This is a genomic window from Microbacterium sp. zg-YB36 (genome assembly GCF_024623575.2).
In the GTDB taxonomy this organism is placed as follows: Bacteria; Actinomycetota; Actinomycetes; order Actinomycetales; family Microbacteriaceae; genus Microbacterium.
Map to the genome: position 1 here is coordinate 56399 of NZ_JANJFD020000008.1, position 12268 is coordinate 68666.

Below are 12268 nucleotides of genomic sequence, written 5' to 3' on the forward strand. Positions count from 1 at the left end.
CCCCGGCGGCTTGTACGCTTTCACGGGATAGGGAGCGTGCGTGAGTCTGGCTGGGGAACCTCGACGGCTGTCGAATGACGACGAGGGTGTCGAACCGCTTGCCGTTGCCTCGGCGGCTGAAGGCGAAGAAGCCTGGACGCCCACATCCGCACTGATCCCGCCTCACCTGCAGAAGTACCTCGATTCGTTCGACCGACTGAACCCGCTTCAGTCCAAGGCGGTGCCTGTGGTGCTGGAAACGAGCGGGCACGTGATGGTCGTGGCGCCGACGAGCTCGGGCAAGACCCTGATCGGCGAGGTCGCCGCGCTGCGCTCGATCGTCTCCGACGGCAAGCCCGCGGTGTGGCTGCTCCCTGCGCGCGCTCTGGCTGCCGAGGTGGCCCAGATCGCCCGGCGATGGAGCACGCACGGCATCCGCACCGTCGAACTGACCGGTGAGACGAACATGTCCAGCGACGCTGTCCGCCAGGCCCAGCTGTGGGTGGCCACAACGGAGAAGTTCGAAGCGCTCTACCGGCGGGCGTCGCTCAAGGACGTCATCGGGCGGATCGGTGCCGTGATCATCGACGAAGTGCATCTGGTGGGGGATCCTGCGCGTGGGGCGACACTCGAGTCGCTCATCGCACGGCTGCGCGTCGCCGAGGGGCGCACCCGCATCGTGGCCCTGTCGGCGACCGTCTCGAACGCCGAAGAGCTCGCCGCATGGTTCAACGCCGACCTCGTGCGCTCGGCATGGCGCCCGACGGTGCTGACGACACAGCTGGTTCCGTACGACGCCCCGGTGCAGGGCAAGCGCGAGGACTACGAATCGGCGAAGGACGCTGTCGTCCTGCCGCTGCTGCGGAGCCTGCTCGGCGAGGGGCTCGGCAGCGCAACCCCCTCCGGGGAGGGTGCCTCGCCATCCAGCGCGGTCGTGTTCTGCGGGAGCAAGGCGGCGGTCCTGCGGACCGCGGCGCGTGCAGCGGGTGTCCCGTTCCGAGGCGTCGAGCCGGAGGCACTGGTCGAATCCTGCTTCCGCCGGGGCGTCGGCATCCATTTCCGGGATGCGCCGCGCGCCAGGCGCGCGTTGGATGCCTTCCGCTCGCGGGAGCTGCGTGTGCTCGTGGCCACATCCGGCCTGTCGACGGGAGTGAACACCCCGGCGAAGTTCGTCGTGATCCGCGACCTGGAACTCGGAATGACGCCGCTGGAGGTGAGCCAGGCGCAGCAGATGTTCGGGCGCGCGGGTCGCGCAGGGCAGGAGTCGGAAGGGTTCGGCTTCATGCTGGTCCCCCGGGCCGAAGAAGCCACGTGGAAGATGAAGCTCCTCGACGGGTACGCGGCACGGAGCCGGATCGCGGCCCAACTGGGCGACGCGATCCTCGCGGAGCTGCTGCTCGGGTCGGTCGTTGACCGATCCAGCGCGCGCGCCTGGTTCGAACAGACGCTCGCGTTCGCTCAGGATGGGTCCGCGGTCGACCTCGACGGGGTCATCGACGCCCTGGTGCAGCGCGGGTTCGCGGCCGAAGTCGACGGCCAGCTCGCGCCGACGGAGATCGGCACGCTCACGTCCCGCCTCATGATCGATGTCGAGTCAGCGGGGGAGATGCTTCGCGCGCTCGCCGAGCTTCCGATTCCGGCAACAGCGGACGAAGCCGAGGAACTCGTCGTGCAGACTGTCGCGACCGCGGCGACGTCGCTTCGGGAACGCCCCGTCAACGAGCGCACGTACAGCGCTTACGTCGACCAGCTGCTGACGGGCTGGTCGCCTCGAGTCATCGCCCGGGCGGGTGAGCAGTTCGGCGCGCGAGTGTGCATGGCCGCTTCTCAGCTCGTGCTGCGTTCTCCCGCTCGGATGCGCGAGAACCTGCCGCCGGGTGTGTCGATGGCCCAGTTCCGTCGTGCGGCTGAAGACCTGCCGCGGTACCTCGCCTGGGTCGCTGCACTGGGGTACGTGCATGCGTCGACCTGGGCGCCGGCCGTCGCGGGCGACCTCTCGCGTCGGCTGACCTGGGGCCACCTCTCGCCGCACCCCGAACGCGGGGCCGGGCGACTGCTGTGGATGCTGGAGCGGATGCTGGAGCCACAGCATCACCGTGATCGCATGCAGGATCTCTGGCGCCGCGCCCGCGGGGCGGGGTTCGCCTCACCCGATGCGATCAACGCGAGGCCACGCGGCGTCGACGTCACAGCCGAAGGATTCGCCGAGATCGTCGGTGCGCGTGCGGACATCCAGCTCCAACCGCTCATCGACCTCGAGCTGACCTATCGCACCCCCAATCCGGCGGCCCGGATCACCGCGTTGAGCAATACCGGCGCGAACCGTGCCCTCGCGAGCACTCGGCCGGCGCACGGGCCCATCGACCTGGTGCTTCCGGCGCGCTCCGCGGGGAAGGTCGCTGCGGATGTCTTCTTCTACACGCGCGACGGCGACTTCGGCTACGACAGTCTCGTCGCGGACCTGGCTGTGGACATCGTGTCGGTGACGCCCGTCGAGGAGGCAGGGCGCCTTGTCGAGGACCTCCCCGAAGCCCACTCGGTTCTCCCGCACTCGCGAGGTGTGCGCCGCTTGTTCCAGGGGGAGCGCAAACGCCTGCGCGAAAGCATCCTGCCCCTGACTGCGCCCGACCCGCGCCTGGCGCCGATCGCGGCTGCGCTTTCGGAGCGTCGCAGCGAACCGGACGCTGCGGTGGTCGCACTGAGAACCAACCTGCGGGCGTTGTTGCGGGCGTCCAGTCGCACGGACCTGCGGTCGCCGCGAGCGGTGCTGCGGGCCCGAGAAGCCTCAGAGGCGGAGGTGCAGATCACGCTTGCCGCGTTGCTGGCGTCCCTTCAGATCGATGCCGGCGTCGCGACATCGGAGGGGCACCCCCTCGCGGTCGTTCGGCTGAACGACCGATGGGCACTCGCGGGGCCGCGCCACGCTCGGCCGGGGCGGATCGAGCCCCTCATTCCCGCAGTGCTCCCGAGGCAGATCGAGACGGTTCCGGCGCCGGCCACGCCGAGCACGGTGCGCGCGGCGCCGCGCTGCGGGTGGATGGTGCAGTTCGCGCAGCAGTCCGGAACGTAGCGGTGCCACTGGCATCGGCACGCCGAGGAAGACCCGGCGTAGGCTTCGCGCATGGACAGGGGTGACGCCCAGCCGGACCAGCATGCCGCGATCCTCGTCGTATCGGCGGACGATCGGCTCCGTCGCGCGGTCGTCGACCCGCTGCACCGCCGCTATGCGCTGGACTACCGCATCATCGAAGCAGGCAGTCCCGCCGGCGGCATCGCGGCGATCGAGGAACTGCACCAGTCCGGCAGTGACCTGGCCTTGGTGCTCTCCGACGACGCATCGCCCGCCGATGGGGACGAGAACGTGTTCGCCGCCGCGCGCCGGCGCTTCCCGAACGTGCGGCGCGGGCTGGTCATCGAGTGGGGATCCTGGGCCGATCACGAGACAGCAGGCGCGGTGCTCGAACTCATGTCGCGCGTGCAGATCGACTACTACGTGGTGCGGCCGGTGGACCGGGCGGACGAGTCGTTCCACCGGGCGATCACCGACTTCCTGCACGAGTGGGAGTTCTCCAGCGGCAAGCGCCGGCGGGGCTTCATCGTGATCGGCGACCAGGCCCAGCCGCGCACCCACGCGCTGCTCACGCTGATGGAACGCGGCGGCACTCACGCAGTGCACCTCGACCCCGATTCACCCGAGGCGATGGCGTTGCTCGCCCGGGCCGGCGCCGATTACGTGGGCGTGCCGCTGGTGCGCACGCCGGATGGTCAGCTGCTGGTCGACCCGGACGATGCCGCCCTGGCCCGCTCGTACGGCTTGGACACCTCGCTGCCCGAGTCCGTCGTCGATGTCGCCATCGTCGGCGCCGGGCCGGCAGGCTTGGCGGCGGCGGTCTACGCGGCATCCGAGGGGCTGGACACCCTCGTGCTGGAAGGGGAGTCGATCGGCGGACAGGCCGGTTCGAGTTCGCTCATCCGCAACTATCTGGGCTTTTCGCGCGGCGTCTCGGGCGCGGAGCTCGCGCAGCGGGCCTACCAGCAGGCGTGGACCTTCGGGGCGCGCTTCGCGCACACGCGGCGGGTCGAAGGGATGAGTCTGACCGGCGAGGGGTTCGAGCTCCGCGTCGGGGGCGGCGGGGTCGTCCGTGCCCGATCGGTGGTCCTGGCCACCGGGGTCAGCTACCGGCGGCTGGCCGCACCCGGGCTGCATCCGTTCGTCGGGGCGTCCGTGTTCTACGGCGCCTCATCGGTGGAGGCTCGCGCCCAGACCGGGCGCAGGGTGCTGGTGGTCGGCGGGGGCAACTCCGCTGGACAGGCGGCGCTGCATCTCGCCCGCTACGCGCGCTCGGTCTCGCTCGTGGTGCGCGGCCCGTCTCTGGCCGAGAGCATGTCGCGCTATCTCATCGATCAGCTGGATGCCGCGGGCGTCGGTCTCATCACTGGCACGCGCGTCGTGGATGCCGGCGCGCACGACTCGGACCGGCTCGATCATGTAATGCTCGAGCACACCGACTCTGGGGAGCGGGTCGAGGTGCCCGCCGATGCCGTGTTCATCACGATCGGCGCCCGCCCGCACACCGAGTGGCTCGCCCCCGAGGTGCTGCGCGACAAATGGGGATCAGTGATCACGGGTGCGGATGTGCTCAGTGAGGGCGGCCGCCGGGCATGGCTCGGCGCCGAGGGGGCGCCGACGCAGTTCGAATCATCGGTGCCCGGCTTCTATGCCGTAGGCGACGTGCGGCGCGGGTCAGTCAAGCGCGTCGCCTCAGCCGTGGGCGAGGGGTCGGTGGTGATCTCCGCCGTGCACGCGCATCTGGGCGCTCACGTCGGCGGCTGACCGGGGTGCCGTCACGGGCAGACGCGAACCCGGTGTTCCTCGAAGCCGACGATGTCGCCGACCTGCAACTGCCGTCCGCGGCGGCGATCGACCTCGCCGTTCACGGTCACGTAGCCGTCGATGATGGCTTCCTTCACGTCTCCACCGGAGTCGAGGATCCCCGCGAACTTCAGGAACTGCCCGAGGCGAATGCCCTCGCCGCCGATCGAGACGTCGTCGATCGGAGCCGGGTTCGTCATCCCTGAATGCTAGCCGACCGGGATCGGGTCTTCTTTGTCGCAGAAGATGTCCAGCGCCCGGAGCATGGCCACGAGGTAGACCGGGATGACGACGATGTTCTTGACGGCGAAGATCACTGCATCGTTCGTCCGGCCGGCGTGAACGGGGTTGAGGTCCAGTGCGGTGAGGAAGGTGGCGACGTTATCGGTCGTCATGACAGATTCGAAGCCGACGTTGAAAACCAAGATCAGGGCGGTGAGGACTGTGAGCTGTAGCAGAATGGCGGTCCAACCACCCCGCCACGCGTGGGCGACGTCGCGGCCGACTTCCGCCCATCGGGCTCCACCGAAGACGTCGCGCACGCTCCACTTGCGTCCGACGATGATCATCGCGACGACGAGAACGACGCGGAGCAATTCGACAACGATCTCCAACCAGCCGTTGTCATCGCGTGTGAAGAGCTGCACGGTTCGAAGGCTCGCGGGGATCACCGCGATCGCGACCAGGATTGCGCTGCCGAAGTATGCGGCGAAGGCCGCGCCGGTCAACCTGAACCCGTCGGCGAGCTGGTTCAACAGATAACTCATTTGGCTCTACGCGTCATGATGCGCCCGACAAGGGTCCGTGCCCACGGGTGGTAGCGGGTGTTCTGAAAGCCCTCCACGATCCATTGACCATTCAGCTCGCGGAGCAGCGTCGTGTTCGTGGACAGCCGCTTGCGAGACGGACGAGCGCGGCCGCGCTGCCAGGACATCACGATGCCCGCGCGCTGCACCACCACGACCGAGTCGGCACCCACGTGACGAAGAGTTCGCTCGACGGTCAGCAGGCGTGACCCCTTCATGATCCCGGCAAAGAGCTCTCGATGGCCCTCCGCGATCTCCGCGCTTCCCGTCATCACCGTTCCGTCGAAGGCGACATACGTCGCCGTTGGCGAATGCAGCGCACCATACGCTTGCGCATCCCCTGTCGCCCATGCATGTTCCAGTGCGTTCATCGTCGCCAGCGCCCGCTTCTCGCGGCTCGCGGCTGCATCGTCTGCCAGCATTCGCATCTCCTGGTTTACTTAGAGTGACCGTATTAATTACTACGGTGAATCTAAGCTTTGGAGTTGTCAATGTCAACCGGGCCCTCGCGGACTCCTCACGGCGACGATCTCGGTCGACAGCTCAGCACCGCGGTCGTCCTGTTCCACCAAGCCGTCGCGGCGCGCGTAGGACTGTCGGCAGGCGATCTCAAGACGCTGGAATTGATCGAGTCCGAGGGTCCGTTCAGCGCCTCGGAGCTCGCCGAACGAACGGGACTCACCGGCGCGGGGATAACGAATGTGATCAGCCGACTCGCCGGGGGCGGTCACATCGAGCGGCAGATCGATCCGCAGGATCGCAGGCGGGCGATCATCCGCGCGACCCCGGAGAACAATCTCGAGCTCGAGGACGCGTTCGCGCACCTCGGCATGTCACTCGGAGCAGTGATCGGCGAGTACAACGCCACAGAACAAGCCGCCATCACCAGCTACCTCCAGCGGATGGTGCACGTTCTTCGCGAAGAGACGCAGCGACTCGGGATGAACAATCCCGACGCTCGCTCGTAACCTCATTCGAGATCGACGCGACGGCGGGAGTCGAACCCGCAACGCCTCCGGGTATGAACCGGTGCCCGGGACCGCCCGGATCGCCGCGATGACCCCACGCTAGCGGTGGTGCCGGGCGTGCGGCACGCACTGTTGCGGCCGATGGCGGCATGTGACGGTGCGTGACGGTACCGGCGCGCGTGCCGCTCCTGACCGGCCTGAGCAAGGCGCGCTGGGGCACCTGTATTACGGCCGCTGAACCGCGGGTGCGCGTCAGCGGGCGCGGTCGAACGCGCCCTGCGTCGTCGGCACGATCTCTTTGCCCAGCGGTGCGAGCGAGATCGGCACCATCTTGAAGTCGGCGATGCCGAGGGGGATGCCGACGATGGTGATGCACAGCGCGATGCCGGAGAGGATGTGTCCGATCGCGAGCCAGATGCCGGCGACGATCACCCAGATCACGTTGCCGATGAACGAAAATGTGCCTGCGGTGGGTTTCGCGACGACGGTGCGGCCGAACGGCCAGAGCGCATAGAGGCCGATGCGGAACGACGCGATCCCCCAGGGGATCGTGATGATGAGCACGCACAGCACGACGCCCGCGGCGAGGTAGCCGAGGAACAGCCAGAAGCCGGCGAGGACCAGCCAGATGATGTTCAACAGGGTGCGCACGGCACGATTGTCGCACCTGCACGCTGGGGATGCGCCCAGGAGGATGTCGGCGGGCGCGCCTAGACTTGTGGGGACATGACCGACCCTGCTCCGACCGCGCGAGATGCGGCATCCGTCCCTGTGATCGTCGCCGGCGACGCCGGACCTCGCGACGGGGACGACGACCTGCTGCGCGGCCTCAACGAGCCGCAACGGCGCGCCGTCACCTACCGCGGGCCCGCCCTGCTGATCGTCGCCGGCGCAGGCTCCGGCAAGACCCGCGTGCTGACGCACCGCATCGCTTCGCTGCTGCGCAACCGGGAGGCCTGGCCCAGCCAGATCCTCGCGATCACGTTCACCAATAAGGCTGCCGGTGAGATGCGCGAGCGGGTGTCCCAGCTGGTCGGCGAGGCGGCGCGGGGCATGTGGATCTCGACGTTCCACTCCGCGTGCGTGCGGATCCTGCGGCGCGAGGCCGAGCAGTTCGGGTTCAAGAACTCGTTCACGATCTACGACTCCGGCGACTCCCGGGCGCTCATCAAGCGCCTGGTCAAGGAGCACGAGGCCGACGCGTTCGGCCTGACCCCGGCGGCGGTGCAGAGCCGCATCTCCAAGCTCAAGAACGAGCTGGCCGATTCCGATTCGTACCGGCGCCAGGCGAACATGAGCGACCCCGCCGAGCGCATCTTCGTCGAGCTGTTCGCGGCCTACGAGCGCGCGCTGCGCAAGTCCAACGCGTTCGACTTCGACGACCTCATCTCCCAGACGGTCTATCTGTTCCGGGCGTTCCCGCACGTGGCGGACGTGTACCGCCGCCGCTTCCGGCACATCCTCGTCGACGAGTACCAGGACACCAACCACGCCCAGTACTCGCTCATCCGGGAGCTCACCCGCCCGGTTTCCGGCGCCAGCTCCGTCGAGCCGTATTCCTCGGGCGGAATGATGATCTTCGAGCCCGAGCCCGCCCATGCCGGGGATGGGCTGGAGGGCGCGTCGCTGACGGTCGTCGGCGACTCGGACCAGTCGATCTACGCCTTCCGCGGCGCCGACATCCGCAACATAAGCGAGTTCGAGCGCGACTTCCCCGGCGCCGAGGTGGTGCTGCTCGAGCAGAACTACCGTTCGACGCAGAACATCCTGTCCGCGGCGAACGCCGTGATCGGCAACAACTTCGACCGCAAGGACAAGAAGCTGTGGACCGACGTGGGTGCGGGGGAGCAGATCATCGGCTTCACCGGCTACTCGCAGCACGACGAGGCCCAGTTCGTCGCGGATGAGATCGACAAGTTGCGCCGGTCGGGGGTCGGGTACTCCGACATCGCGGTGTTCTACCGCACCAACTCGCAGTCGCGCGCGCTGGAGGAGATCTTCATCCGCTCGGCCGTGCCGTACAAGATCATGGGCGGCACGAAGTTCTACGAGCGTGCCGAGATCAAGGATGCACTGGCCTACCTCACCGCGGTGGCCAACCCCGCGGACGAGATGGCGGCGCGCCGCATCCTGAACAAGCCGCGTCGTGGCATCGGCGATGTCACCGAGACGGCGATCGCCCGTTACGCCGAGGATCAGCAGATCACGTTCCGCGATGCGCTCGCCAACGCGTCGGCGTTGGGAGTCGGGCCGAAGATCCAGACGGCCATCACACAGTTGGATGCCGTGCTGGCCGAGGCATCCGCCCTCATGCTGCCCGAATCGGGTGAGGTCCCGCCCGCCACCTCGGTCCCCGACGGCCTGTCGCTGCTGCTGAACAAGAGCGGCTACCTCGAGTCGTTGCGGCGCAGCAAGGACCCGCAGGACGAGGCTCGCGTGGAGAACCTCGACGAGTTCGTCGCAGTGGCGCGGGAGTTCGCCCGCAACAACCCGGACGGGACGATCCTCGACTTCCTCTCCGATGTCGCGCTCGTCTCCGCCGTAGACGACCTCGACGACGGGTCCGGTTCGGTGTCCCTGATGACGCTGCACACCGCGAAGGGCCTCGAGTTCGACGCCGTGTTCATCACGGGCGTCGAGGAAGACCTCATCCCGCACCGCATCTCGGCGGGCGAGCCCGGCGGGCCGCAGGAGGAGCGTCGGCTGTTCTACGTCGGCATCACGCGGGCACGCCAGCGGCTGTACCTGTCACTCGCGATGACCCGCGCGCAGTTCGGCGAGGTCTCCGCCGCCATGCCCAGCCGGTTCCTGCAGGAGATTCCGGCGGATCTCGTGCACTGGCGCCAGTCCCCGGGCGACGTCAATTCGCGCGGCGGGAGCCAATCGCGGGCGCTTAACGAACGCCGGCCCGGCGGCGGGTCGGGCTCCGGCTCCGGCTCCGGCAGCGGCGGCTTCGGCGGCGGCAATCGCTACGGCGACGAGCTCGTGCCGCTCGGTCGCTCGCCGCGCGTCACGGACCCCTCGCGCTTCCCGAACCGCGTCACCGCGAAGATGCGCGACAACGGCGACCTCGAGCTGGCCGCCGGTGACCGTATCCGCCACGACGACTTCGGTGAGGGGCGCGTGGACACCGTCACCGGCGAGGGCGCGAAGCGCATCGCGCACGTACGATTCGACACCGCCGGCGCCAAGAAGCTGCTGATCAAGGTCGCGCCGATCGTCAAGCTCTGACGGCGGCGGGGGTTCGGTCGTCGCATCCGTCCCTGTTTGCCCGGGGATTGGGTGCGTTCGTGACGACCGGGCGTTGATGCCGCGCGCGTGGCGATGCTGAGTCGTCGCATCCGTCCCTGTTTGCCCGGGGATTGGGTGCGTTCGTGACGACCGAGTCAGGATGCCGGCCCGACGAATACTCACTCGGCGCGACGAATACTCACTCGGCGGCGTGAATACTCACTCGGCGGCGTGAATACTCACTCGCCCGGGGCGGGGGCGCCTGTCACGGGCCGGGGGCACCGGTTAGGCTCGGACGATGGCTCTGTTCTCGCGGCGCGACAAGAAGACCTCCACCCCCGAAGGGGACGAGGCGACCGACGTTGCGCCCGAGAGCGAGACGCCCGCAGCGCCCGAGCCCGACGTGCCGCAGGTGAACATCTCGGTTTCCACGTTCGGCAAGCCCGCGCCTCGACCGGCCGCCGCGCCCACCGCGCAGCCGGGCGTGCGTCGCGTGCTGCGCGGCCCGGCGGAGGCTCCCGAGCGCACCGAGACGGTGCCGGGACTTCCCGACAACGTGCTCGTGCGCGACGCGCTGGCCGCCCTGCCGGAGGAGCCGGGCGCGGCCGACATCGTCGCGATCATGCGGCAATTGCTGCAGGGGCACCTGTTCGTCCGGGTGCGCGGAGATGCCCGTGCCCAGCTGGCCGAGGGCAAGGACCTCACGATGGCTGTCTCCGCCGTCGGTGATGACCGCTACCTGCTCGCCTTCACCGGCGGCGAAGCGCTGCAGGCGAGCGTGTCCTCCGACGGCGACGCGCAGACCTCGGCGATGGGGCAGCCCGCCCCCGCCATCCTGCGCAACGTCGTCGCGGGCCCCTACGCCGGCATCATCCTCGACCACGCCAGCCCGGGTCGACGGATCATCCTTCCCCGCGCCCTCGTGGAGAAGGCACTGGCCGAAGTCGATCCGGCCAGCACGATCAAGAACCTGCTCGCCGCGCCCCGCACCGACCAGACCGCGGTCCAGATCGCCGAGGCGCTGACGACGACGCGGATGTGGGTCGCTGCAGGCTCCGTGCCGGGCGAAGACAAGCGCCTGGGCGTCTCCGAGGTGCGCGGCACCGACGGCGCACGTCACCTCGAGGTCTTCACCCACCCGCTCGAAGTGGCAGTCCTGGGCCGCGGCGACCGCGCCGTGCCGCTGACGCCGGAGCAGCTCGCGAAGGCGATCGCGGCGGACGAGGGCCTCAGCGGAGTCGTCATCGACCCGGCGGGGCCGTGGATCCAGCTCGAGCGCGCGCAGCTGGAATCGCTCCTCGCCCTCGCCGCATAGCAGGAAGTCCCACCCGCAGTCGCACCTCGACCCGCCGCCGCTGCCGCCCTAGGGTCGGATCATGGCCTCGGAGCGCATCACCCTCACCATCCCCGGTCCCGACGGCGACCATGAGCTGGGTCTGTCCAGTCCCAACCGGGTGCTGTGGCCGGAGCCGGGGATCACCAAGCACGAACTGGCGGAGTACGTCATCGCTGTCGCCGGCCCGTTCCTGTCCGCCAACGGCAACCGTCCCATTTCGCTGGAACGGTTCCCCGGCGGCATCGACGGCGAGCGGTTCTTCTCCAAGAACCCGCCCAAGGGCGCCCCGGAGTATGTGGACGAAGTGATGTGCACGTACAACAGCGGCCGGCGGCACCCGCAGGTCGTGCTGCGTGAGGCTGCGGCCATCGCCTGGGCGGTGCAGATGAACACCGTCGTGTTCCACCCGTGGGCCTCGCTCGCGGACGACACCGACAACCCCGTCGAGCTGCGCATCGACCTCGACCCGCAGCCGGGCACCGACTTCGCCGACGCCGCCGCCGTCGCCCCGGCGCTGCGCGATGTGCTGGCCGAGGCGGGGCTGACGGCGTTCCTCAAGACCAGCGGCAACCGCGGCATCCACGTGTTCTGCCCCATCGAGCCCACCCACGAATTCCTCGAGGTGCGCCACGCCGTCATCGCCGCCGGCCGCGAACTGGAGCGACGGATGCCGGACAAGGTCACCATGAACTGGTGGAAGGAAGAACGAGGCGAACGCATCTTCATCGACTTCAACCAGGCCAACCGCGACCGCACGATGGCGGGCGCCTACAGCCCGCGGGCGCTGCCGGGTGCGACGGTGGCGACCCCGATCACCTGGGGCGAGCTGGCAGCGGGAGTGGACCCTGCGGCGTTCACCATCCGCACCGTGCCAGAGCGCCTCGCCGACATCGGCGACCCGTGGGCAGACCTGCAGGCATCCCCGGGGCGCATCGACACGCTGCTGAAGTGGTGGGAGCGCGACGTGGCCGAAGGGCTGGGCGAACTGCCGTTCCCGCCGGAATTCCCCAAGATGCCCGGGGAGCCGCCCCGCGTGCAGCCGAGCCGGGCGCGTCAGCCCGAGACCGACTGACCT

General features: G+C 69.0%; 10 protein-coding genes and 1 tRNA gene. 6 read left to right on the forward strand and 5 right to left on the reverse strand.

Going from position 1 to position 12268, the window contains the following annotated elements:
* Positions 1-40 precede the first annotated feature (40 nt).
* Positions 41-3049: a DEAD/DEAH box helicase gene (locus tag NQ151_RS12695; RefSeq protein WP_257528317.1), complete on the forward strand. Its 3009-nt coding sequence runs from the start codon at positions 41-43 to the stop codon at positions 3047-3049.
* Between the two features lie 51 nt (positions 3050-3100).
* Positions 3101-4813: an NAD(P)/FAD-dependent oxidoreductase gene (locus NQ151_RS12700; RefSeq protein WP_257528318.1), complete on the forward strand. Its 1713-nt coding sequence runs from the start codon at positions 3101-3103 to the stop codon at positions 4811-4813.
* A gap of 11 nt (positions 4814-4824) precedes the next feature.
* Here the strand turns inward: NQ151_RS12700 and NQ151_RS12705 are convergent, their stop codons facing one another.
* Genes NQ151_RS12705 through NQ151_RS12715 form a run of 3 tightly spaced genes read right to left on the reverse strand, consistent with a single transcriptional unit; the run spans position 4825 to position 6080 of the window.
* On the reverse strand, positions 4825-5052 hold the full coding sequence (locus NQ151_RS12705) for an RNA-binding S4 domain-containing protein (protein ID WP_257509236.1): 228 nt from the start codon (positions 5050-5052) through the stop codon (positions 4825-4827).
* 9 nt (positions 5053-5061) lie between these two features.
* On the reverse strand, positions 5062-5619 hold the full coding sequence (locus NQ151_RS12710; RefSeq protein WP_257528319.1) for a hypothetical protein: 558 nt from the start codon (positions 5617-5619) through the stop codon (positions 5062-5064).
* Positions 5616-6080, reverse strand: a complete 465-nt coding sequence (locus tag NQ151_RS12715; RefSeq protein ID WP_257528320.1) for an SgcJ/EcaC family oxidoreductase — start codon at positions 6078-6080, stop codon at positions 5616-5618. The genes NQ151_RS12710 and NQ151_RS12715 overlap by 4 nt, the downstream gene beginning before the upstream one ends.
* A 69-nt stretch (positions 6081-6149) precedes the next feature.
* Between NQ151_RS12715 and NQ151_RS12720 the strand changes: the two genes are divergently transcribed.
* Positions 6150-6626 (forward strand): MarR family winged helix-turn-helix transcriptional regulator, encoded by a 477-nt coding sequence (locus tag NQ151_RS12720; RefSeq protein ID WP_257528321.1) that lies wholly within the window; start codon positions 6150-6152, stop codon positions 6624-6626.
* A gap of 15 nt (positions 6627-6641) precedes the next feature.
* Here NQ151_RS12720 and NQ151_RS12725 read toward each other — a convergent pair.
* Together NQ151_RS12725 and NQ151_RS12730 are read right to left on the reverse strand one after the other, a co-directional pair.
* Positions 6642-6714, reverse strand: a tRNA-Met gene (locus tag NQ151_RS12725).
* A 164-nt stretch (positions 6715-6878) separates the two neighbouring features.
* On the reverse strand, positions 6879-7277 hold the full coding sequence (locus NQ151_RS12730) for a YccF domain-containing protein (RefSeq protein ID WP_257509245.1): 399 nt from the start codon (positions 7275-7277) through the stop codon (positions 6879-6881).
* A gap of 75 nt (positions 7278-7352) precedes the next feature.
* On the opposite strand from NQ151_RS12730, the gene NQ151_RS12735 reads away from it, so the two are divergent.
* From NQ151_RS12735 to ligD, 3 genes are all read left to right on the forward strand, one after another.
* The gene (locus tag NQ151_RS12735; protein ID WP_257528322.1) at positions 7353-9857 is read left to right on the forward strand and encodes an ATP-dependent helicase; all 2505 of its coding nucleotides are present in this window, start codon (positions 7353-7355) and stop codon (positions 9855-9857) included.
* A gap of 298 nt (positions 9858-10155) precedes the next feature.
* Positions 10156-11172: an SseB family protein gene (locus NQ151_RS12740; RefSeq protein WP_257509247.1), complete on the forward strand. Its 1017-nt coding sequence runs from the start codon at positions 10156-10158 to the stop codon at positions 11170-11172.
* Positions 11173-11233: 61 nt separating this feature from the next.
* Complete coding sequence (gene ligD, locus NQ151_RS12745) at positions 11234-12265, forward strand: non-homologous end-joining DNA ligase (protein ID WP_257528323.1); 1032 nt, start codon at positions 11234-11236, stop codon at positions 12263-12265.
* Positions 12266-12268: the final 3 nt, after the last annotated feature.

Bases quoted from the DNA above. Each gene is read 5' to 3' on its own strand.
- NQ151_RS12700 (WP_257528318.1), top strand. From the start codon at position 3,101: ATGGACAGGGGTGACGCCCAGCCGGACCAGCATGCCGCGATCCTCGTC.
- NQ151_RS12705 (WP_257509236.1), bottom strand. From the start codon at position 5,052: ATGACGAACCCGGCTCCGATCGACGACGTCTCGATCGGCGGCGAGGGC.
- NQ151_RS12710 (WP_257528319.1), bottom strand. From the start codon at position 5,619: ATGAGTTATCTGTTGAACCAGCTCGCCGACGGGTTCAGGTTGACCGGC.
- NQ151_RS12715 (WP_257528320.1), bottom strand. From the start codon at position 6,080: ATGCTGGCAGACGATGCAGCCGCGAGCCGCGAGAAGCGGGCGCTGGCG.
- NQ151_RS12720 (WP_257528321.1), top strand. From the start codon at position 6,150: ATGTCAACCGGGCCCTCGCGGACTCCTCACGGCGACGATCTCGGTCGA.
- NQ151_RS12735 (WP_257528322.1), top strand. From the start codon at position 7,353: ATGACCGACCCTGCTCCGACCGCGCGAGATGCGGCATCCGTCCCTGTG.
- NQ151_RS12740 (WP_257509247.1), top strand. From the start codon at position 10,156: ATGGCTCTGTTCTCGCGGCGCGACAAGAAGACCTCCACCCCCGAAGGG.
- ligD (WP_257528323.1), top strand. From the start codon at position 11,234: ATGGCCTCGGAGCGCATCACCCTCACCATCCCCGGTCCCGACGGCGAC.